General features: G+C 67.6%; 18 protein-coding genes. 14 read left to right on the forward strand and 4 right to left on the reverse strand.

What is annotated here, in order from left to right:
* The first annotated feature begins 84 nt into the window (after positions 1 to 84).
* Genes ACI3KS_RS12550 through ACI3KS_RS12570 form a run of 5 tightly spaced genes read left to right on the forward strand, consistent with a single transcriptional unit; the run spans position 85 to position 6,555 of the window.
* A complete protein-coding gene (locus tag ACI3KS_RS12550) occupies positions 85 to 1,749 on the forward strand; it encodes an ABC transporter substrate-binding protein (protein WP_404918774.1) in 1,665 nt (554 codons plus the stop codon).
* Positions 1,746 to 2,726, forward strand: a complete 981-nt coding sequence (locus tag ACI3KS_RS12555; protein ID WP_404918776.1) for an ABC transporter permease — start codon at positions 1,746 to 1,748, stop codon at positions 2,724 to 2,726. The genes ACI3KS_RS12550 and ACI3KS_RS12555 overlap by 4 nt, the downstream gene beginning before the upstream one ends.
* Positions 2,723 to 3,637 (forward strand): ABC transporter permease, encoded by a 915-nt coding sequence (locus ACI3KS_RS12560; protein ID WP_404918778.1) that lies wholly within the window; start codon positions 2,723 to 2,725, stop codon positions 3,635 to 3,637. The genes ACI3KS_RS12555 and ACI3KS_RS12560 overlap by 4 nt, the downstream gene beginning before the upstream one ends.
* Positions 3,634 to 5,346, forward strand: a complete 1,713-nt coding sequence (locus ACI3KS_RS12565) for an ABC transporter ATP-binding protein (RefSeq protein ID WP_404918780.1) — start codon at positions 3,634 to 3,636, stop codon at positions 5,344 to 5,346. The genes ACI3KS_RS12560 and ACI3KS_RS12565 overlap by 4 nt, the downstream gene beginning before the upstream one ends.
* 39 nt (positions 5,347 to 5,385) lie before the next feature.
* Positions 5,386 to 6,555, forward strand: a complete 1,170-nt coding sequence (locus ACI3KS_RS12570) for a glycoside hydrolase family 1 protein (protein WP_404918782.1) — start codon at positions 5,386 to 5,388, stop codon at positions 6,553 to 6,555.
* Positions 6,556 to 6,570: 15 nt separating this feature from the next.
* Here ACI3KS_RS12570 and ACI3KS_RS12575 read toward each other — a convergent pair whose 3' ends face one another.
* Complete coding sequence (locus tag ACI3KS_RS12575; RefSeq protein ID WP_404918784.1) at positions 6,571 to 7,014, reverse strand: nuclear transport factor 2 family protein; 444 nt, start codon at positions 7,012 to 7,014, stop codon at positions 6,571 to 6,573.
* Positions 7,015 to 7,055: 41 nt separating this feature from the next.
* On the opposite strand from ACI3KS_RS12575, the gene ACI3KS_RS12580 reads away from it, so the two are divergent.
* From ACI3KS_RS12580 to ACI3KS_RS12590, 3 genes are read left to right on the forward strand one after another with little or no spacing between them, the layout of a single operon-like run.
* Positions 7,056 to 8,246: a TetR/AcrR family transcriptional regulator C-terminal ligand-binding domain-containing protein gene (locus ACI3KS_RS12580; RefSeq protein WP_404918786.1), complete on the forward strand. Its 1,191-nt coding sequence runs from the start codon at positions 7,056 to 7,058 to the stop codon at positions 8,244 to 8,246.
* A gap of 32 nt (positions 8,247 to 8,278) precedes the next feature.
* On the forward strand, positions 8,279 to 9,853 hold the full coding sequence (gene metG, locus ACI3KS_RS12585; RefSeq protein ID WP_404918788.1) for a methionine--tRNA ligase: 1,575 nt from the start codon (positions 8,279 to 8,281) through the stop codon (positions 9,851 to 9,853).
* Entirely contained in the window at positions 9,853 to 10,728 is an 876-nt protein-coding gene (locus ACI3KS_RS12590) for a TatD family hydrolase (protein WP_404918808.1), read from the forward strand. Before metG ends, ACI3KS_RS12590 begins: the two co-directional genes overlap by 1 nt.
* On the opposite strand, the gene ACI3KS_RS12595 is transcribed toward ACI3KS_RS12590, so the two are convergent.
* A complete protein-coding gene (locus ACI3KS_RS12595) occupies positions 10,710 to 11,975 on the reverse strand; it encodes an MFS transporter (protein WP_404918790.1) in 1,266 nt (421 codons plus the stop codon). The genes ACI3KS_RS12590 and ACI3KS_RS12595 overlap by 19 nt on opposite strands.
* A gap of 36 nt (positions 11,976 to 12,011) precedes the next feature.
* Here ACI3KS_RS12595 and rsmA point away from each other — a divergent pair, with 36 nt between their 5' ends.
* From rsmA to ACI3KS_RS12625, 6 genes are all read left to right on the forward strand, one after another.
* Positions 12,012 to 12,881 carry a 16S rRNA (adenine(1518)-N(6)/adenine(1519)-N(6))-dimethyltransferase RsmA gene (gene rsmA / locus ACI3KS_RS12600; RefSeq protein WP_404918792.1) on the forward strand — a complete coding sequence of 290 codons (870 nt, stop codon included), beginning with the start codon at positions 12,012 to 12,014 and terminating at the stop codon, positions 12,879 to 12,881.
* Positions 12,878 to 13,810 carry a 4-(cytidine 5'-diphospho)-2-C-methyl-D-erythritol kinase gene (locus ACI3KS_RS12605; protein WP_404918794.1) on the forward strand — a complete coding sequence of 311 codons (933 nt, stop codon included), beginning with the start codon at positions 12,878 to 12,880 and terminating at the stop codon, positions 13,808 to 13,810. The genes rsmA and ACI3KS_RS12605 overlap by 4 nt, the downstream gene beginning before the upstream one ends.
* Positions 13,811 to 13,892: 82 nt before the next feature.
* Complete coding sequence (locus ACI3KS_RS12610) at positions 13,893 to 14,906, forward strand: LacI family DNA-binding transcriptional regulator (protein ID WP_404918796.1); 1,014 nt, start codon at positions 13,893 to 13,895, stop codon at positions 14,904 to 14,906.
* A gap of 154 nt (positions 14,907 to 15,060) precedes the next feature.
* Positions 15,061 to 16,581, forward strand: a complete 1,521-nt coding sequence (gene mmsA, locus ACI3KS_RS12615) for a multiple monosaccharide ABC transporter ATP-binding protein (RefSeq protein ID WP_404918810.1) — start codon at positions 15,061 to 15,063, stop codon at positions 16,579 to 16,581.
* Positions 16,578 to 17,933 carry a multiple monosaccharide ABC transporter permease gene (gene mmsB, locus ACI3KS_RS12620; RefSeq protein ID WP_404918798.1) on the forward strand — a complete coding sequence of 452 codons (1,356 nt, stop codon included), beginning with the start codon at positions 16,578 to 16,580 and terminating at the stop codon, positions 17,931 to 17,933. The genes mmsA and mmsB overlap by 4 nt, the downstream gene beginning before the upstream one ends.
* A 58-nt stretch (positions 17,934 to 17,991) precedes the next feature.
* Positions 17,992 to 19,116, forward strand: coding sequence for a substrate-binding domain-containing protein (locus tag ACI3KS_RS12625; RefSeq protein WP_404918800.1), 1,125 nt, complete (start codon positions 17,992 to 17,994; stop codon positions 19,114 to 19,116).
* A gap of 116 nt (positions 19,117 to 19,232) precedes the next feature.
* Here the strand turns inward: ACI3KS_RS12625 and ACI3KS_RS12630 are convergent, their stop codons facing one another.
* On the reverse strand, positions 19,233 to 20,159 hold the full coding sequence (locus tag ACI3KS_RS12630; RefSeq protein ID WP_404918802.1) for a spermidine synthase: 927 nt from the start codon (positions 20,157 to 20,159) through the stop codon (positions 19,233 to 19,235).
* A gap of 90 nt (positions 20,160 to 20,249) precedes the next feature.
* On the reverse strand, positions 20,250 to 21,579 hold a 1,330-nt coding region (locus ACI3KS_RS12635), incomplete at its 5' end, for a DUF222 domain-containing protein (RefSeq protein WP_404918804.1).

Below are 21,579 nucleotides of genomic sequence, written 5' to 3' on the forward strand. Positions count from 1 at the left end.
GCTTACACTCGCTCATGCGGCTCCGGCCGCGGGGTTCTCGACGAGCGAGGATCCCTCATGACACGGACGACATGAGGTGGAAGCGTGGCGAAGACGCACATGCTCCGACGCTGGCGGAGAGCCGCGATCGTGGGGCTGGCGGCAGCGGCGGTCGCACTCAGCGGCTGCAGCATCCAGATCACATCGCAACCCGATCCCTCGATCGGCGACGACACGATGCTCATCAACGCGGATCACGGGAACCCGTTCTTCACGAGGAACTTCAACCCGTATCTGACGAACACGCGCACGGCATCGCGGTGGATCTACGAGCCGCTGATCCTGGTCAATCCGCTGGACGGCACGCTCAACCCGTGGCTGGCCAGCGAGTGGTCGCAGCCCGACGCGAAGACGATCGTGATGACGATCCGCGACGACGTGCAGTGGAGCGACGGCGAGGACTTCACCGTCGACGACGTGGCGTTCACGTTCCAACTGCTGAAGGACAACCCCTCGCTCGACATCAAGGGCGCCTGGCAGCACCTCGAGAGCGTCGAGACCGACGGTGACGAGGTGATCCTGCACCTGCAGACCGAGGATGCGCCGTCGCTGTCGATCCTCGGGCTCACCATGATCGTCCCCGAGCACATCTGGGCGGAGGTCGACGACCCCGGCACGTACCGTAACGAGGAGCCGATCGGCACCGGTCCCTTCGTGCTGGGCAACTACAACGACCAGCAGTACTCGATGGACAAGAACCCCGACTACTGGCAGGCGGACTCGATCGAGGTCGAGCACATCATCCTCCCGGCGACGAACACGCAGCTGGACACCGTGACCCGCGGCTACGACTGGGCGTACTCGTTCATCTCCGACGTCGAGGGCACGTGGGGGGCCGCCAGCCCCGACAACTCGTGGTGGTTCCCGCCGGGCGGCGTGATCGCCCTGATGCCGAACCTCGAGGTCGCGCCCTTCGACGACGTGAACGTGCGCCGCGGCATCGCCCTCGCGCTCGATCGCGAGGAGATCGCCGAGACGGCATCCGAGGGCTACATGGAGCCGGCCGGGCAGACCGGGCTGATCCTGCCCAATCAGGAGAAGTACCTCGATCCGACGATCCCCGACGGCGGCATGATCACCCAGGACGTGGATGCCGCGCTCGCCGCCTTCGCCGAGTCGGGCTACACCCTGCAGGGCGATCAGCTCGTCGGCTCCGACGGGAAGCAGCTCGAGTTCGCGCTCACCACGGCCAACGGCTACTCCGACTGGACCCGCGCCGCGCAGACCGTGCAGAGCCAGCTCGCCGCGGTGGGGGTCAAGGTCACCCTGAAGCTGCCGCAGCCCGCGGGCTATCAGAGCGCGATCGCCAACGGCGACTTCGAGATGGCGATCGGCGGCATGGGCAACGGCGACGTCTACCAGGCCTACAACAACCTGCTCTCCAGCGAGTTCTACGTGCCGTCGGGAGAGTCCACGGCGAACAACTTCGAGCGGTACCGCTCGGACGAGGCGGACGCTCTGCTCGCCGAGTACCGCGAGACCGTCGACCCTGCGCGCCAGCAGGAGATCATCGACGAGCTGCAGGGCATCGTCTACGACGAGCTCCCGGTGATCGGTCTGTACTACGGCGGCATCTGGGGTCTCTTCAACGACGCCAAGTTCACCGGTTGGCCGTCTGCGGACGACCCGTACATGATCCCGCAGAACTACGACTCCGCTCCGCTGATGATCTTCACCCGGCTCGAGCGCGTGAAGGGAGGGGACCAGTGAAGTACCTGCTCCAGAAGATCGGCCTGTTCGTGCTCACCCTGTGGGCCGCGATCACCCTGAACTTCTTCCTGCCGCGGCTCATGCCGGGCTCCCCGGCGGATGCCGCGATCGCCAAGCTCGCGCAGAACGGTCCGGTCTCCGACGCCACGAGGGCCGCGATCGAGGCCCAGCTCGGCGTGCCGACCGGGTCGATGTGGGACCAGTACGTGGCCTACCTCGGCCAGGTCGTCCGGCTCGACTTCGGCGTCTCCTACACCTTCTATCCGCAGAGCGTGTCGAGCATGGTCTCCACGGCGCTGCCGTACACGATCGGCCTCGTCGGCATCGTCACGATCCTCGCGTTCGTGATCGGCACCCTGATCGGCGTCTCCGCCGCCTGGCGGCGGGGCACCTGGCTCGACTCCCTGCCGACGCTGACGGGTTCGTTCCTCAGCACCTTCCCCTACTTCTGGACCGCGTTGCTGCTGCTGTTCTTCCTCGGGTACGTGCTGCACTGGTTCCCGACCACGGGGGCGTACGCCGCGACCACGACGCCGGGCTTCACCGGGGAGTTCTTCCTCGACATCGCCCAGCACGCCGTGCTGCCTGCGCTGACGATCCTGCTGACCTCGCTCGGCGGGTGGATCATCGGCATGCGCAACGCCATGATCAACACGCTCGGCGAGGACTACGTGACCTTCGCCGAGGCGAACGGCCTGCGCGGGCGCACGATCGCGCTCCGCTACGCCGCACGCAACGCGATCCTGCCGAACCTCACCGGCTTCGGGCTCACGCTGGGCGGCGTGGTCGGCGGATCGATCCTCGTGGAGCAGGTCTTCCAATACCCCGGTATCGGGTACCTGCTCTTCAACGCCGTGATCGGGCAGGACTACCCGCTCATGCAGGCGCTCTTCCTGATGATCACCGTGAGCGTGCTCATCGCCAACTTCCTCGTGGACATCCTCTACGGGGTACTCGACCCGAGGACTCGCCGATGACCTCCACCATGAACGTCAAGGTCCCCTCCGCCCGGATCGCCGCTCCCAGCCCGTGGCGCGCCTTCGCCCGCATGGTGGGCACGCTGTGGGGCAACGGCAAGGCCCGACTCGGACTCATCATCCTCGGGCTGTTCGTCCTCGTCGCGGTGTTCGCGCCGCTGCTCGCGCCGTACGGGGCGAAGGACAACGGCTTCGAGCGAAACGCGGACGCGTCCCCGGCCCACTGGCTGGGCACCACCGCCGCCGGCGAGGACGTGCTGAGCCAGCTCATCTACGGTTCGCAGGTGAGCCTGCTCGTCGGTCTCGCCGCCGGCCTCCTCTCGACGATCGTCGCGGTGCTGATCGGCCTCAGCTGGGGCTACATGCGCGGCTTCGCCGCCGAGGTGATCGGGTTCATCGTGAACCTGTTCCTCGTCATCCCCGGCCTGCCGCTCATGATCGTCATCGCGGCCTATCTGCAGAACGGCGGCATCCTCATGATCATCGCCGTGATCGTGGTGACCGGTTGGGCGTGGGGCGCACGCGTGCTGCGCAGCCAGACGCAGTCGCTGCGCGGCAACGACTTCGTCGCATCGGCGCAGTTCTCGGGCGACAGCCCGGCGCGCATCGTGTTCCGCGAGATCCTGCCGAACATGACGTCGATCATCGCCGGCACACTGTTCGGCGCGGCAACCGCGGCGATCCTCGCCGAGGCCGGCCTCGAGTTCCTCGGACTCGGCGACTCCAGCATCGTCAGCTGGGGCACGATGCTCTACTGGGCGCAGAACTCCAACTCCCTGCTCACCGGGCAGTGGCTGCTGCTGTTCGCCCCCGGTCTGTGCATCGCGCTGCTGGCGCTCAGCCTCACACTCATCAACTTCGGCGTGGACGGCATCTCGAATCCGCGCCTGCGCGAAGGAAAGGGTCGATGATGACCGCTGCGGAGAAGAACGAGATCCTGCTCGACGTGCAGGGCCTGTCGGTCGAATACGCCTCGCCCGGTGCGGTGCCCGTCACCGCGGTCGACGATGTCTCCTTCACGCTGCGTCGAGGCGAGTTCGTCGGCCTCGTGGGCGAGTCGGGCTCGGGCAAGTCGACCCTCGGTTTCGCGCTCACGCGTCTGCAGAAGCCGCCGGCACGGATCAGCGGCGGTCGTATCCTGTTCGACGGCCGCGACATCCGCGAGCTCGACGCCGAGCAACTGCGCCGGCAGCGGCAGGGCGGGTTCGCCATGGTCCTGCAGTCCGGTATGAACGCGCTCAATCCGGTGCGCACGGTCGGTAACCACTTCCGAGACATCTTCGCGGCTCACGGGCATGTCGCGCCCGAGGCCAGGGACGCCAGGGCACGGGAGCTCGTCGCGAAGGTCGGTCTCGATCCCGTGGTGCTCTCGCGCTACCCCGGCGAGCTCTCCGGCGGCATGCGACAGCGCACGTCGATCGCGCTCGCGCTGTCGCTCGAACCGCAGCTGATGGTGTTCGATGAGCCGACCACCGCGCTCGACGTGCTCGTGCAGCATGCCGTGATGGACACGATCAAGGAGCTCCAGCACGCCGAGGGCTTCACTGCGATCCTCATCAGCCATGACCTCGGCATCGTGCTCGAGGCCACTGATCGGGTGATGGTGATGCACGAGGGTCGCATCGTCGAGGACGCACCGAGCCGGGACGTGCTGCATCGTCCGCAGGACGAGTACACGCGGATGCTGTTGAGCCACTACGCCGACCCGCGGGCCGAATCGATCTCGATCCCCGGTTTCGTCGACCTCGGCACGAGGCGTCGCGATGGACGTTCGCGCACGGATGTCACCGAGACCGTGCCGACCGTGTCGCAGCGCGACGCCCGCCGAGCGGATGCCGCGATCGTGCTCGAGGGCGTGTCCAAGCGCTATCCCGCCCCTCGCCGAGGGGAGAACGAGGTCGTCGCGGTCGACGACGTGTCGTTCCGCCTCGAACCCGGGGAGGCTCTCGCCCTGGTGGGAGCATCCGGCTCAGGCAAATCGACGCTCGCCAAGCTCATCACCGGCGTCGAGAAGCCGACCTCGGGGAGCGTCCGGTTCGGAGACACCGACGTGCCGTCGCTGCGGCGCCGCGGGCTGCGCGACCTGCGCAAGGACCTGCAGATGGTGTTCCAGGATCCGTACGCGGCGCTGAATCCGCTGCACACGGTCGAGTACGCGCTCAGCCGGCCGATCCGCAACTACACGCCGCTCCGCGGAGACGAAGCCCGGTCCCGGGTGCTCGAGCTCCTCGAGACGGTCGGCCTCACGCCGGTCGAGCAGTTCGCGGGCAAGCTGCCGCACCAGCTCTCGGGTGGTCAGCGCCAGCGCGTGGTGATCGCGCGGGCTCTGGCCAGCGACCCCCAGGTGCTCATCGCCGACGAACCGGTGTCGATGCTCGACGTGTCGCTCCGCGCCGGCGTGCTCGCCCTGCTCGAGGATCTCCGCGAACGATGGGGCATCAGCATGCTCTACATCACGCACGACCTGCTGAGCGCGCGGCTGGTCACCGAGAACATCCTCGTGCTGAACCGCGGTCGCGTGGTCGAGCGCGGCGAGACGGCGCAGGTGCTGCAGCATCCGGAGGACCCGTACACGGTCGAGCTCCTGGACGCGGTGCCGAATCCCGCACGCATCCGATAGACCCGCACGCATCCGATTCACATCGAGAGGAGAGCATCCGTGCTCGCATTCCCCGACGGCTTCCTCTGGGGAGCATCGACCGCCGCCCACCAGGTGGAGGGCAACAACACGACCAGCAACTGGTGGGCCATGGAGCACGCTCCTGGTTCGCCCATGGTCGAGCCCTCCGGCGACGCCGCGGATCACTTCCACCGCTACCCCGAGGACATGCGGCTGCTCGCCGACGCCGGCCTGAACTCCTACCGGTTCTCGGTGGAATGGGCGCGCATCGAGCCGGAGCGCGGGTTCATCTCGCGAGCCTCGCTCGACCACTACCGACGCATGATCGACACCGCGCGCGACCTGGGCCTGGACCCCACGGTCACTCTCATGCACTTCACGGTGCCCCAGTGGTTCCAGCGCGACGGGTTCTGGCGCGCGCCGGATGCCGTCGACCTGTTCTCCCGCTATGTCGAGACGGTGCTCCCGATCCTCGACGACGTGACCTACGTGTGCACGATCAACGAGCCCAACATCGCCGCGATGCTGGCCGGGGGAGAGGACGCGGCGAACCTCGTCGCCTACGGTCTGCCCAAGCCCGACCTCGGCGTCGCCGACACGCTGCTCGCCGCGCACCGCCGCGCCTCCGACATCCTGCACTCGGTCTCGGGCGTGCAGGCGGGCTGGACCATCGCGACGCAGGCCTTCCACTCGACGGGCGAGCCGGGCGCGGACGAGATGCTCGCCGAGTACGGCGACCCGCGTGATCACTGGTATCTCGACCAGTCGGCCGGCGACGACTTCGTCGGAGTGCAGGCCTACACCCGCACGTTCATCGGCCCGGAGGGGCCACGGCCGGTGTCGCCCGACGTGGAGACGACGCTCACGGGCTGGGAGTTCTTCCCCGACGCGCTGGAACTCGGTGTGCGCAGCGCGTGGGAGCGCAGCGGCGGGGTGCCGGTGCTCGTCACCGAGAACGGCATCGCGACGGCCGACGACACGCGTCGTATCGCGTACACGCAGGGAGCGCTCGAGGGCCTGCATCGGGCGATCTCCGACGGCATCGAGGTGCGGGCGTACCAGCACTGGAGCGCGCTGGACAACTACGAGTGGGCCAGCGGCTACGCTCCGACGTTCGGCCTCATCGGCTTCGATCGGCTGACGTTCGAGCGCTCACCGAAGCCCTCGCTCGCGTGGCTGGGAGAGATCGCGCGGCGGAACGCGCTCTGAACCCGGCCGTCAGGTTCAGCCTTCGATCGGCGCGCTGAGCGCTTCGTCGACGCCCGAGGCGGCGACGAGCGCCAGCGCGCGTTCGAGCACCTGGAGGTCCTCGACGGTCTCGACCTCGGTGACCCGTCCCCACCGCAGGGTGAGGAATTGGAACGCCGTGTTCTCGTAGCGCGAGCCGTCGGGCAGGTCGCCCGAGACGAATGCCCGCGTCGCGACGCGGGTGCGCCATGGGCCGCCCGAGACGAGCACGTCCCGGATGTCGAAGCGCGCACCGGGCAGCAGCCGCAGCGTCCGCTCCCACCATCGGATCATGGCCTCGCGACTCACGCGGCGCCCGCCGAGCGCGTGCCGCCCGTGGAACACGTAGACGAAGTCGTCGGCGAGACCCTCGACCATGGGCAGGTAGTCTCCCTCGTTGATCCGGTCGAAGACCCGGCGCACCTTTGCACGAACGATCATCCGATACATCGTGTCTCCTTTACGTTACGATGAGTCATATAATGACATCGCCCGGCCGCCCGCGTAAAGCCTCGATCGACGAGGCGATTCTCGATGCATTCGCCGATCTCCTCGTGGACCGCGGCTTCGTCGACGTCCGGATCGACGACGTCGTGGCGCGCGCGGGCACGAACAAGCCCGCCTTCTACCGGCGGTTCCGCGACCTCGCCGATCTCGTATCCGTCCTCCTCGCGCGCAGGCACGGGCTCGACGACGACATCGACACCGGCACTCTTCCCGGCGATCTGCGCGAGGTGCAGCGTCGCCAGGTGACGCTCTTCACGGACCCGGTCGTCGCGCGCGGGCTGGTCGGCTGGGCAGCCCATGCGCAGTCGCACCCCGATCGCGCGGAGCCGTTCATCGCCGGGTACCTGGCACCGCGCCGGGCGTTCACGCACGTCATCCTCGCGCGCGCCGTCGCGCGTGGGGAGATCGAACCGGGGGCGGATGCCGACTGGATCGCCGATCTGCTCACCGGGCCCCTTCTCATGCGCATCACGCTCCCGGGGATGCCGCCGATCGATCAGGCGCTCGCCGCCCACACCGTGGAAGCCGCGCTCGTCGCTCTCGGATATCGACGGCCGGACTCCGCCGTCGCAGATGCCTACGACCGTCGAGCCGACGAGTACACCGCGGCGGCCGGGCGGCTCGATCAGATGGATCCGCGCGACATCGCCGTCATCGCAAGATGGCGTGACGAGACTGCGGGACCGCTGGTGGACGCCGGATGCGGCCCGGGGCACTGGACGGCGTTCCTCGACGATGGCGACAGAACCGTCGCCGGTGTCGACCTATCGGAAGGGATGATCGCGCGGGCCCGCGCCGCCCACCCTGGGGTCGCGTTCGAGCTCGGATCGTTCCGCGAGCTGCCCCGGCGGTCGGCATCCGTCGGCGGCATCCTCGCCTGGTACTCGCTCATCCACATTCCGCCCGCCGAGGTCCCAATGGTCCTGGCCGAGTTCGCCCGCGTGCTGACCCCCGGCGGAGGACTGCTGCTGGGGTTCTTCGACGGCGAACCACGCGGGGGTTTCACGCATGCGATCGCGCCGGCGTGGTTCTGGAGCATCGGCACCCTCACCGCGCTGCTCGAGGACGCGGGATTCTCCGTCGTCGGGAGTGAGCGGCGCTCGCGAGAACCAGGCGAGGTCAGCATCCGTCCGCACGCATCGATCGCGGCCGTCCGCCTCGCGTAACCCGCCCCCTGATCACGCCTAGAATCGATCCCATGCCCGCTGGCGAATCGTTCTACATCACCACGCCCATCTATTACCCGTCCGACGTGCCGCACATCGGCCACGGGTACACCTCGGTGGCCGTCGACGCGCTCGCGCGCTGGCACCGTCAGTCGGGTGACGACACCTGGATGCTGACGGGTACCGACGAGCACGGTCAGAAGATGCTCCGCGCCGCCGCGGCGAACAACGTCACGCCGCAGGAGTGGGTCGACAAGCTCGTCAGCGAGGCCTGGTTCCCGCTGCTGAAGACCCTCGACGTCGCGAACGACGACTTCATCCGCACCACGCAGGAGCGGCACGAGGAGCGCGTCAAGAGGTTCGTGCAGGCAATCTACGACCGCGGCTACATCTACGCGGGCGAGTACGAGGCGCTCTACTGCGTCGGCTGCGAGGAGTTCAAGCCCGAGTCCGAGATCCTCGACGGCACCGGTCCGTTCGAGGGCCTGAAGGTCTGCGCGATCCACTCCAAGCCGCTCGAGCTGCTGCAGGAGAAGAACTACTTCTTCAAGCTCAGCGAGTTCCAGGACCGTCTGCTCGAGCTGTACAAGACCGAACCCGATTTCGTGCGCCCCGAATCGGCGCGCAACGAGGTCGTCTCGTTCGTTCGTCAGGGGCTGAAGGACCTCTCGATCTCGCGTTCGGCGTTCGACTGGGGTATCGAGGTGCCCTGGGACAGCTCGCACGTCATCTACGTGTGGGTCGACGCGCTGCTCAACTACGCGACCGCCGTGGGCTACGGGGAGGACGAGGAGACGTTCGCTCGACGATGGCCCGCCTATCACGTGGTCGGCAAGGACATCCTGCGCTTCCACGCCGTGATCTGGCCGGCCATGCTGATGGCCGCGGGACTCGACGTGCCCAAGGGCGTGTTCGCGCACGGCTGGCTGCTCGTCGGCGGCGAGAAGATGTCGAAGTCGAAGCTCACCGGCATCGCGCCGACCGAGATCACCGACGTCTTCGGCTCCGACGCGTACCGCTTCTACTTCCTCTCGGCCATCGCGTTCGGCCAGGACGGCTCGTTCTCGTGGGAGGACCTCTCGGCCCGCTACCAGGCCGAGCTCGCGAACGGATTCGGCAACCTCGCGTCGCGCACCACGGCGATGATCGAGAAGTACTTCGAGGGGATCGTGCCGCCCGCGGCCGAGTACTCCGAGAACGACCTCGAGATCCAGCAGATCGTCGCCGAGGCGACGACGAACGCGGATGCCGCGATCGAGCAGTTCCGCATCGATGAGGCGATCCGGTCGATCTGGACGATCGTCGACGCCCTCAACGGCTACATCACCGAGAACGAGCCGTGGGCGCTGGCTCGCGATGAGTCGCAGCGTGCGCGCCTGGGCACCGTGCTCTACACGTGCGCCGAGGGTCTGCGTGCCCTGGCAGTGCTGCTCTCGCCGGTGATGCCGCAGTCGACCGAGAAGCTCTGGATCGCGCTGGGCGCCGCCGAGACCCTCGGGCGCCTGGTCGACCAGCCCCTCCGCGAGGCGGGCGCCTGGGGCGTGCTGAAGCCCGGAACGAGTGTCAACGGCCTCGCCCCGCTGTTCCCGCGCGTGGAACAGGCCTGATCGGCGTGACGTACGTCCAGACCCGGTCCGGCGACGGGCGCAAGGATCTGCGGTATCCCGCGGCTCCCGAGCCCCTCGCCGTGCCGGTCTACGACAACCACTCGCACCTGGAGATCCTCGACGGCGACGAGCCGCTCTCGCTCTCGGAGCATCTCGACAGGGCGAACGCCGTGGGGATCGCCGGCGTCGTGCAGGCCTCGGGAGACATCGAGTCGTCGCGCTGGGCGGTCGAGGCGGCGGCATCCGATGCTCGCGTGCTCGCGGCGGTCGCGATCCACCCGAACGACGCTCCGACATATGCCGAACAGGGAATGCTCGACGAGGCGATCGCCGTGATCGACGAGCTCGCCGCCCACCCGCGCACCCGTGCGATCGGCGAGACCGGGCTGGACTTCTTCCGCACGGAGCCCGAGCGGCGCTCACCGCAGCACGAGTCCTTCGAGGCGCACATCGCGCTGGCGAAGAAGCACGGCATCGCGATGCAGATCCATGATCGCGACGCGCACGACGCCGTGCTCGAGACGCTCGCCCGGGTCGGCGCACCGGAGACGACGGTGTTCCACTGCTTCTCCGGAGACGACGCGATGGCGCGGACCTGCGCGGATGCCGGCTACCACCTGTCCTTCGCCGGCAACGTCACGTTCAAGAACGCGCAGAACCTGCGCGACGCGCTGAAGGTGACGCCTCTCGACCGGGTCCTCGTCGAGACGGATGCGCCGTTCCTCACGCCCGTGCCGCTGCGCGGACGTCCCAACGCGCCGTACCTCGTGCCGATCACCGTGCGTTTCATGGCGGCCGAACTGGGCCTCGGTGTCGACGAGCTCTGCGCTCAGCTCGCGGCCAACACGCTGCGGGTCTACGGCTCGTTCGACTGAGCCTCGTCCGACTCGCGCTCACCGGCCGGGCGTGCGCTGACGATCTGCGAGATCGGCTTCCACACCAGCGCGAGCGTGAGGGCGGCACCGGCGAACGCGAACCACCAGGGGGCGGTGAGCCCCCAGGTCTGCGCGATCACGCCTCCGAGCGCCTGTCCGATGACCATTCCACCGAACACGCCCACCATGTTCACCGATGCCACCCGGCCCTGCAGCTCAGCGGGGACGAGGCGCTGCCGGACGGTCGTCGAGATCGTGCCCCACACGAACGCATAGGCGCCGAAGAAGAACATGATCACGAGCGCCAGCCAGCCGGTGCTCGTGAGCGCGAAGGCGAGGTGCATGAGCACCTCGAGCGTGAGCACGACCCGCATGAGGGTCGCGAACGACACATGCCGCTCCAGCCAGCCGAAGGTCATCGTGGCGAGGATTCCACCCAGAGCGGATGCCGTCGTCAGCGCGCCGTAGCCGATCGCTCCCATGTGCAGGTGCTCGGTCGCGTAGAGAACGAGCACGCCCCAGGGAGCGGCCCAGGTGACGTTGAAGGCGAGGATGATGATCACGAGCATCCGCACTGGCGGGTTGCGCCACAGCCAGCGCAGGCCTTCGGCGATGTCGGTGTGCACCGGCGCATGCTCCTCGCGGGGAGGCAGCGGCGTCGTCGCCATCCGGGAGATGAGCACCACGGCCAGAAGCACGCAGACGATCTCGACGAGGAACGGCCAGGCGCTGCCCGCCGCGAACAGGAACGCGCCGAGGGGCGGACCGGCGAACTGGTTGGCGACGAGGTACCCGGCCTGCAGACGGGCGTTGCCGACGCCGAGGTCGGCGGGCGTCACGAGCATGGGCAGCAGAGTGCTCCCCGCGGTGTCGACGAAGACCTCGGCCGTGCCGTAGAGGAAGGCGACGGCCAGCACGATCCAGATGTTCGCGGTGCCGGTGGTGAGGAACACGCAGAGAGCGGCGAGCACGATCGCGCGCGCGGCGTTCGCGGTCATCACGAGGCGCCGGCGGTCGAACCGGTCGGCGATCGCGCCTGCATGCAGGCCGAACAGCAGCCACGGCAGGAACTGCAGGATCGCGCCCGCCGCGACGAGGATCGGCGACGAGGTCATCGACGCGATGAGCAGGGGAGCGGCTGCGAGCGCTATGCCGTCGCCGACGTTGCTCGTCCACGATGACGCGAGCAGCCAGCGGAAGTCCCTGCCCATCCGCCGTGGTGCGAGGAGTTCACCGAGGGAGGGCATCCGAGAAGACTACCGAGAGTAGGGAACAATGGGAGGATGACCGTCACCCTGCTCGGAGCCACCGAGATCCGCAGCCTCGCCGCCGAGCTCGATGTCACCCCGACCAAGAAACTCGGTCAGAACTTCGTGGTCGACGCGAACACCGTGCGCAAGATCGTGCACGCCGCTCGCGTGCAGCCCGGTGAGCGCGTGGTCGAGGTCGGCCCAGGGCTCGGATCCCTGACGCTGGCGATCCTCGAGGCCGGGGCATCCGTCACGGCGGTGGAGATCGATCACCGACTGGCCGCCCGACTGCCGCAGACGGTCGCCGACCACGGGGTCGAACCCCAGCGGTTGACGGTGGTCGATGCGGACGCCCTGCGTGTGACCGAGCTGCCGGGCGACCCCGAGGTGCTCGTCGCGAACCTGCCCTACAACGTCTCGGTCCCGGTGCTCCTGCACTTCCTCGAGACGTTCGATCACCTGAAGCGCGGTGTCGTGATGGTGCAGGCCGAGGTCGCGGAACGGCTCGCGGCGAAACCCGGCTCGAAGATCTACGGCTCGCCGAGCGTCAAGGCGGCCTGGTACGGGGACTGGAAGCTCGCCGGCACCGTGTCTCGTCAGGTGTTCTGGCCCGTCCCCAACGTCGACAGCCTGCTGGTCGGCTTCGACCGCGCCGAGGGCGAGCGCGGAACACTGGAGGAGCGCCGCCGGACCTTCGAGATCGTCGACGCCGCGTTCAACCAGCGTCGCAAGATGCTCCGACAGGCCCTCTCGGGGCTCTTCGGCAGCTCGGCTGCGGCCTCGGTCGTGCTGGAATCCGCGGGCGTCGCACCCACGGGACGCGGAGAGGATCTCACGGTGGACGACTTCCACCGCATCGCCCTGCGCGCGGCAGCGGTCGTGGACCAGGGGAGCGGCACGTGAGCGTCGCGGCGACGCCTGCGTCGGTGCACGTGCGTGCACCGGGAAAGATCAACGTCTATCTCGGCGTCGGCGATCGCCAGGACGACGGGTATCACCCTCTCGCGACGGTCTTCCAGGCGGTCTCGCTGTATGAGGATGTGATCGCGCGGCGGGCCGCCGACTTCTCGATCACCGTGACCGGCGATGTCGACCCCGACACGGTGCCGCTCGACGACCGCAATCTCGCGATGCGTGCGGCCAAGCTGCTCGCCGCGGCCGCCGACTACCACGGGGGCGTCGCCCTCGAGATCCGCAAGAGCGTGCCGGTCGCCGGCGGCATGGGCGGGGGATCGGCGGATGCCGCAGCCGCGCTGGTCGCGTGCGATGCGCTCTGGGGTACGGGCTTCTCGCAGGTGCGTCTGCACGAGTTGGCCGCGAGGCTGGGTGCTGACGTGCCCTTCGCGCTGCACGGCGGGACCGCGGTCGGCACAGGTCGTGGAGACCAGCTCAATCCTGCGCTCGCCCGCGGGCGCTTCGACTGGATCCTCATCACGAGCGATGAAGGGCTGTCGACGCCCGCCGTCTACAGCCGGCTCGATGAGATACGCGGGATCGACGGCGCGCTCGCCGATGATCCGCCGCCTTCTCTCGACGTCCCTGTGGCCGTGCTGCATGCTCTGCGAGCGGGGAATGCGGAGGATTTGGCCGAGACCCTCGCCAACGACCTCGAGGATGCCGCGTTCGACCTCAGGCCCGAGCTCGAGCAGCGCCTGCTGCACGGAGTCCGTGCGGGGGCGTTGCGCGGCATCGTCTCCGGTTCGGGGCCGACGATCGCGCTGCTGTGTGCGGACCCCGAGAGCGCGCAGCACGTGCAGGCCGTGCTGCGCGAGACGGGCGTCGATTCGCTGCACGTGCACGGGCCCGTTCCGGGTGCCCGCATCCTCGCCTGAGGGCTCCCGTGCTGTGCGAGCCGTCTGCACATGTACATAATGGGGTAACCCGATGTGACCGTGCACACGCGAGGAGGCGTTGATGTCCACTCCCTCCGAGCGCGCCCGGGTTCCGAGCATCCGGGACGTCGCCCGCCTCGCTGGCGTGTCCCATCAGACCGTGTCTCGCGTGCTCAACGATCATCCGAGCATCCGCCCGGAGACGAAGGCGAAGGTGCTCGACGCCATCACGGTGCTCGATTACCGGCCGAACCTCGCCGCGCGGGCGCTGGTGACCAGCAAGTCGAGCCTGCTCGGCATCCTGTCGGCGACGGTGGGCGAGTTCGGGCCGACATCGTCGATCGCCGGCATCGAGGACGCGGCGCGCGAGGAGGGCTACTCGGTCTCGACCCTCAATCTGCCCGACACCTCGCCCGAGGCCATCGGCACCGCGTTGCGACAGCTCGCCCGCGAGCAGGTCGACGGTGTCGTCGCGCTCGCTCCGCAGGTGCGGGTCTTCCATGTCCTCAAAGGCATGAGCGTCGATCTGCCCTTCGTCACCCTGCAGACCGCGTCAGGATCCGACGGGGTCAGCCATTCGCCGGACCAGGTCTCCGGTGCTCGGGCGGCCACTGAACACCTGATATCGCTGGGGCACAGCGACATCCTGCATCTGGCGGGGCCGCAGGACTGGATCGAGGCGGAGTCCCGGATGCGCGGCTACCTCGAGGCGCTTCGGGAAGCCGATCTGCCGACGTTCCCGCCGATCCGCGGGGACTGGACCGTCGACTTCGGGTTCTTCGCGGGCCAGGAGCTGTCGCGTCGACGCGACTTCACGGCGGTGTTCGCGGCGAACGACCTCATGGCGATCGGCCTGATGCACGGCTTCCGTGTCTCCGGCATCCGGGTCCCGCACGACGTCAGCGTCGTCGGATTCGACGACATCCCGGTCGCCGCGCACGTGGCGCCGACCCTCACCACGGTGCATCAGGACTTCTCGGAGTTGGGACGCAGGGCCGTTCGGATGCTGCTCGCCCAGATCCGCGGAGAGCAGCCCCCGTCGTTCGGCCAGGTGGAGACGAGGCTGCGCATGCGCGAGTCCTCCGCCGCGCGCTGAGAACACGATTCGATCACGGGCTTGACACCGCTCGATCGAACGTCCAACATTGAGACGCATGTGAACGGTCACATTGGAGGTGACCGCACAGAGTCGAGGAAGATCCGTGAGCACCACAGCAACGTTGCCGGTCGTTTCCGGCCCCATCCTGGAGATGCGCGACATCACCAAGGAATTCCCCGGGGTCAAGGCGCTGTCCGACGTGTCGATCACCGTCCGCTCGGGCGAGATCCATGCGATCTGCGGCGAGAACGGCGCCGGCAAGTCCACCCTCATGAAGGTCCTGTCCGGGGTCTACCCGTACGGCTCCTACGACGGCGACATCCTGCTCTACGGGCAGGAACAGCGCTACCGCGACATCGCCGCGAGCGAGCAGGCCGGGATCGTCATCATCCACCAGGAGCTCGCTCTGATCCCCGAGCTCTCGATCACCGAGAACATCTTCCTCGGGAACGAGATCCGCCGGTTCGGACGCATCGACTGGCAGGCGCAGAAGGCGCGCGCGGTCGAGCTGCTGGCCCGAGTCGGGCTGAACGAGGACCCCGATGTCCAGATCAAGACGCTCGGCGTCGGCAAGCAGCAGCTGATCGAGATCGCGAAGGCACTGAACAAGGATGTCAAGCTGCTCATCCTCGACGAGCCCACCGCCGCGCTGAACGAGAACGACTCGCAGCATCTGCTCGACCTGATCCTCGGGCTCAAGGCCAAGGGGATCGCGTCGATCATCATCAGCCACAAGCTCAACGAGATCGAGCAGATCGCCGACGAGATCACGATCATCCGCGACGGCCGTACGGTCGAGACGCTCGACATCTCGCGCGGCGAGATCAACGAGGACCGCATCATCCGTGGCATGGTCGGCCGGTCGCTCGAGAGCCGCTATCCGGATCGCACGCCGCAGATCGGCGAGGTGTTCTTCGAGGTCAAGGACTGGTGGGTGCAGCATCCGAGCGTGTCGGAGCGCATGGTCGTGAAGGGCTCGAGCATCAACGTGCGTCGTGGTGAGGTGGTCGGCATCGCCGGCCTCATGGGCGCCGGCCGCACGGAGCTCGCGATGAGCATCTTCGGCCGCTCGTACGGCACGTTCCTCAGCGGGCAGATCATCAAGGACGGTCAGGAGATCGTCCTGCCCGACGTCGCATCCGCGATCAAGCACGGTCTCGCCTACGTCAGCGAGGACCGCAAGGTGCTGGGTCTGAACCTGCTCGACACGATCAAGCGGTCGGTGGTCGCGGCGAAGCTGTCGAAGATCGCCACGCGCGGCGTCGTCGACTCCCGCCAGGAGTACGCGATCGCAGAGCAGTACCGCAAGGCGCTGCGGATCAAGACCCCCTCCGTCGAGGAGGGCGTCGGCAAGCTCTCCGGCGGCAACCAGCAGAAGGTCGTGCTCGCCCGCTGGATGTTCACCGATCCCGATCTGCTGATCCTCGACGAGCCCACCCGTGGCATCGACGTCGGTGCGAAGTACGAGATCTACGCGATCATCAACGAGCTCGCCGCCCAGGGCAAGGGCGTGATCGTGATCTCCAGCGAGCTGCCCGAGCTGCTCGGCATCTCCGACCGCATCTACACCGTCTTCGAAGGTCGGGTCACCGACTGCATCCCGGCCGATCAGGCGACACCCGAGGCCCTCATGCGCAGCATGACCTCCGCGAACCAGAAAGCATCCGCATGACCACTGATCTCACCACCACGAAGCGGCCGTTCCGCTTCGGCGACATCACCAAGATGTTCGGCGGCGGCGGCACCTCGTCGCTGCGCCAGTTCGGAATCCTCGGCAGCCTCATCGTCATCATCCTGCTGTTCGAGATCCTCACGCTGCTGCGCAACGGGCCAGGGGGAGCGACGCTCACCTCGGGCAACCTGATCAACGTCATCAACCAGTACTCGTTCATCCTGATCCTCGCGATCGGCATGGTGATGGTCATCATCATGGGCCACATCGATCTCTCGGTCGGTTCGGTCGCCGCCTTCACCGGGATCATCGTCGCCAAGTCGATGACGGACTGGCACCTTCCCTGGCCGCTGGCGATCCTGCTCGGGATCGGCGTCGGCGTGCTGGTGGGTGCGTGGCAGGGCTTCTGGGTCGCTTACGTCGGGGTCCCGGCGTTCATCGTGACGCTGGCCGGGATGCTGTTCTTCCGTGGTGCGAACCAGTGGATCGGCAACTCGCAGACCGTGCCGGTGCCGAAGGAGTTCCAGATCATCGGAAACGGCTACCTCCCCGAGGTCGCGCTGCCGCTCCCGTTCAACGTCCCCACGATGATCCTCGCCCTGCTCGGTGTTGCCTGGCTCGTGTTCTGGGAGATCCGCACCCGTCGGGTGCAGCACAAGATGGGCTCCGAGAGCGCACCCGTGTGGGTCAGCGTCACCAAGGTCGTGCTGCTGTCGGTCGTCGTGCTCGCGGCGGGCTGGATGTTCGCGACCGGTCGCCCTGGTACGAGCTTCCCGGTTCCCGGACTGATCCTGCTGGCGCTCGTCATCATCTACTCGTTCGTCACGAGCAACACCGTGTTCGGCCGTCACATCTACGCGGTCGGCGGCAACCGCCAGGCCGCCCGACTGTCGGGTGTGAAGGACCGCTGGGTCGACTTCTTCGTGATGATGAACATGTCCGTGCTCGCCTCGCTCGCAGGCATGATCTTCGTCGCCCGTTCGCAGGCGTCGGGCCCCGGTGACGGCAACGGCTGGGAGCTCGATGCGATCGCCAGTGTTTTCATCGGTGGCGCGGCCGTCGCCGGCGGTATCGGAACCGTCATCGGCTCGATCGTCGGTGGTCTCGTGATGGCGTTCCTGAACAACGGACTGCAGCTGCTCGGCCAGGGCGCCGACGTCGTCTCGATGATCAAGGGCGGCGTGCTGCTGCTCGCCGTCGGCATCGACGTGTGGAACAAGCAGCAGGGACGGCCCTCGCTGATCGGCTTCCTCATGCGTCGCTCGGCCCGCCAGGTGGATCCCGCCACAGAGACCTTCCGACCCAACCAGACCTACCAAGCCCCACCCGTCGACAAGACGAGCGGAAAGTAGGGGTTCGACCGCGCGTCCCACGCGCCCGGACCTTACATACACCAGAGAAAGAGATCACATGAAGAAGATCCTTGTTTCGGCGACAGCGCTTGTCGTCGCAGGCGCCTTCGCCCTCACCGGCTGCTCGTCGGACCGTGGGGGAGACGCGGGCACGTCCGGCTCCGGTGAGGAGGCGGCATCCGGCTTCGAGGCGGGCGCGACGATCGGTGTCGCGCTTCCCGACAAGACGTCGGAGAACTGGGTTCTCGCCGGCAAGCTGTTCACGGACGGCCTCGAGGCGGCCGGCTACAAGGCGGACGTGCAGTACGCGCCCGCCAGCAACACGGTCGCCGAGCAGCAGAACCAGATCCAGGCCATGGTCACCAACGGCGCCAAGGTCATCATCATCGGTGCGAAGGACGGCAAGCAGCTGGCCACGCAGGTGCAGGCGGCCAAGGATGCCGGCGCCTACGTCATCGCGTACGACCGACTGATCGAGAACACCGACGCGGTGGACTATTACGTCGCGTTCGACAACTTCAAGGTCGGCGAACTGCAGGGCCAGGCCCTGCTCGACGGTCTCGCCGAGCGCGCGGGTCACGAGGCTCCGTACAACATCGAGCTGTTCTCGGGTTCGCCGGACGACGCGAACTCGGCCGTGTTCTTCGACGGTGCGATGAAGGTGCTGCAGCCGAAGATCGACGACGGCACGCTGAACGTGGTGTCGGGTCAGACCGAGATCGCGCAGACGGCGACCGAGGGCTGGCTGGCGGAGAACGCGCAGAACCGCATGGACACCCTGCTCACGGGTTCGTACGGTGGTGACACGGTGCTCGACGGCGTGCTGTCGCCGAACGACACGCTCGCCCGCGCCATCATCACTTCGGTGGAGCAGGCCGGCAAGCCGGTTCCGGTCGTGACGGGTCAGGACTCCGAGGTCGAGTCCGTCAAGTCGATCATGGAGGGCAAGCAGTACTCCACGATCAACAAGGACACGTCGCTGCTCGTCGAGCAGAGCATCAAGATGGTCGATGAGCTCCAGAAGGGCGAAGAGGTCGAGGTGAACGACACCGAGCAGTACGATAACGGTGTCAAGATCGTCCCCGCCTACCTGCTCGACCCGGTCATCGTGACCAAGGAGAACGCCGCAGAGGCCTACGCGAACGTCCCGAGCCTGCTCGAGATCGTCAAGTCGTACCAGTAAGCGGATACACCGTCCCGGTACAGCCGGGACTCGCGAGCCGTCCGCCCTCTCGAGGGCGGGCGGCTCGTTCCATGCGGAGAGGAGGAATACGTCGCAGGCCTCGGGGATGCGGTGCCCTAGTTCCAGATCGGGTCGTCGGGGTCGGGAGAGTCGGTGCCGTCGGCGTCGGTCATGATGCGTGCATCGGAGATCCACGCCGTGAGAGGGCCGTCGTGGAGAAAGTGAGGTCGCGGTGTGCCGAGGAGATCGGGGCTCGTCGCGATGTCCAGCGGCTCCTGGCTCGCGAAGACGACGACGTTGCCGAGTGGCCCTTCATCGTCTTCCGGTTCTGCGTCGAGAACGACAGCGACGTGATCGAACACGGACCTCAGCGTGGCCGCCTGTCGCCGCGAGTACTCGAACGGATGCCCGTCGAGCAGGTTCACGGCGACGACTCCGGCGACTGCGGAGCGCGCGGCGACCCGGCGGTAGAACTCCTGGCTGGCCACGCGATGCCGGATGACCGCGGCATCCCAGAGATCGACGACGGTGAACTGCGCATTCACCCAGTCGGTGTCGATCGCGGTGCTCCCCGTCGCGGCGGCGCCGAGGTCGCGGAGTGGAGACGAGTGCTCGGGCGACGGCTTCTCGTCCGGAAGCTCCGCGTCTGCGACCGCCCGCGCATCGCCGAAGATGACTCGAACGTCGGAGCCGGGTGGCAGAGGCAGCGCGGAGATCACGGCGGCGAAGAGCGCGGGCTCGAACTCGACCACGATCTGAGGTGATCCGGGTCGCGTGGCTTCGACGTAGCGCGCCAGCGTGAGTGCTCCGGCTCCCAGATGCACGGTGAACAGCGGCGCATCGGGCGAAGCTGCGGCATCCATCGCGCGGGCGATGTGCTGGATGTACGCATACTCCAGGGAGGTGGGGTCGGTCATCGAGACGACGGATTGCGGAATTCCATCGACGCTGAGTTCATAGCGACCGGGTCGCCGTCGCGACTGCACCAGCTTTGCCGTGCGGTCGTCGAGTGAGAGCGAGAACACTCGGCGATTCCATGACACCCGTCGAGTCTAGGTCGGACGGGAGCGGGCGGAGACCGTCTGCCGGGGAGGAGAGAGGCAGAGCCGCGTCCTCGCGCGCGAAGGGCGGAATCAGAACGGCGGACGGATGCTGCCCACGAGGTCGAACGGCGGGAAGGAGGCTCTCCGGGTTGGGTCTGGCGTTCGTTCCTGACTCTTCAGGCCGCCTCCTGTCGTCGTCGATGGTGCGGAGCGCTCCGGCGACGACGCGAAGACCACGGTGTTCGGTACGGGCGCGCGATCGACGTAGACGTGCCCCGCCGGGCTGGACCATTCCAGGATTCCCCCGCCGATCTGCGTCACGTGCCACGGAGAAGCATGTTTGAGCGTGTGATGCCGACGGCAGAGAGCGGCGAGATTGTCGTCTTGCGTCGGTCCACCGAACTGGGCGTCGTCGTTGTGGTCGAGGTCGCATTTGCGTGCGGGGAGTCCGCAGGTGGGGAATCGGCAGCGCTGGTCGCGCGATCTGAGGTGTCTGCGGAGCTGTTCGGAGGGGCGGTAACGGTCGACGGCGAGCATTGCTCCGGTGTGGAGATGGGTGAGGACGCGGTCCCACCCTGTGGCGGTACCGGCGAGGATCCTGGCGGTATGGGTGTCCATCGGTGCAGTGCCGTCCAGGAGCGCGGGCGGGTGCACGGGAGGCGAAGCGGCCTCGATGTCGTCATCGCCGCCGGGGGCGCTGTGCCGATGAGCGGTACTACCGAGCTCCTGGCTCTCTCTCATGCTGTCGTCCATGTCATCCGTGCCTGGCTGCGTCGCGGTTGTGTCGGCGTTGTCCTGTTCCTCGCTCGTCGGTGCGAGGTCGGTGTTCATGAGGGTGGTGATGGGGACGGTGATCTCGTTGTGGGCGCGGATCTCGGTGAGGAGTGTGTCGGTGGTGTCGTGGCCGGTGGGGGTGCCGGTGAGGACGAGGGCGGCGATGAGGTCGGCGCGGATCTCGTCCACGGTGCGGTCGTCTGCGTCGAACGGGATCCCGGCCGTGGCGGCGTCTCGTTTCGCTTTCTGGTTCTCTTCGCGGAGGCGGTGTGCCATCTGGGAGAGGCGGTCCATCATCGCGTGGATGAGCACGGCGGGGGCGTGGACGTGCAGGTCGGCCATGCCGTCGTCGGCATCCGCTGTCCAGACGCGTCGTTTCGGGCGTGCGGCCTTGTGGCGGTCGTCGATGCTGCGGGGGTGGAAGCGTTCCGCGATCCTGTTCGCGATCGGCCGTAACCGGTTCGGGGACTCGACCTCGGCGAACGGCAGCACCGCCGCCGCATATGCCGCCCGTGTCGTGTCGTCCTCCAGGTGGGAGCCGGCATCGATGATGACCCGGGCGTGGGCGGAGCTGATCCGCCCTGCCGCTTGTGCCTGCCAGACGGCGGGGAATCCGTCGACGAGCCAGGACGCGTCACCGATGCGG

Source organism: Microbacterium sp. ZW T5_45 (assembly GCF_044987415.1).
Lineage (GTDB): Bacteria > Actinomycetota > Actinomycetes > Actinomycetales > Microbacteriaceae > Microbacterium.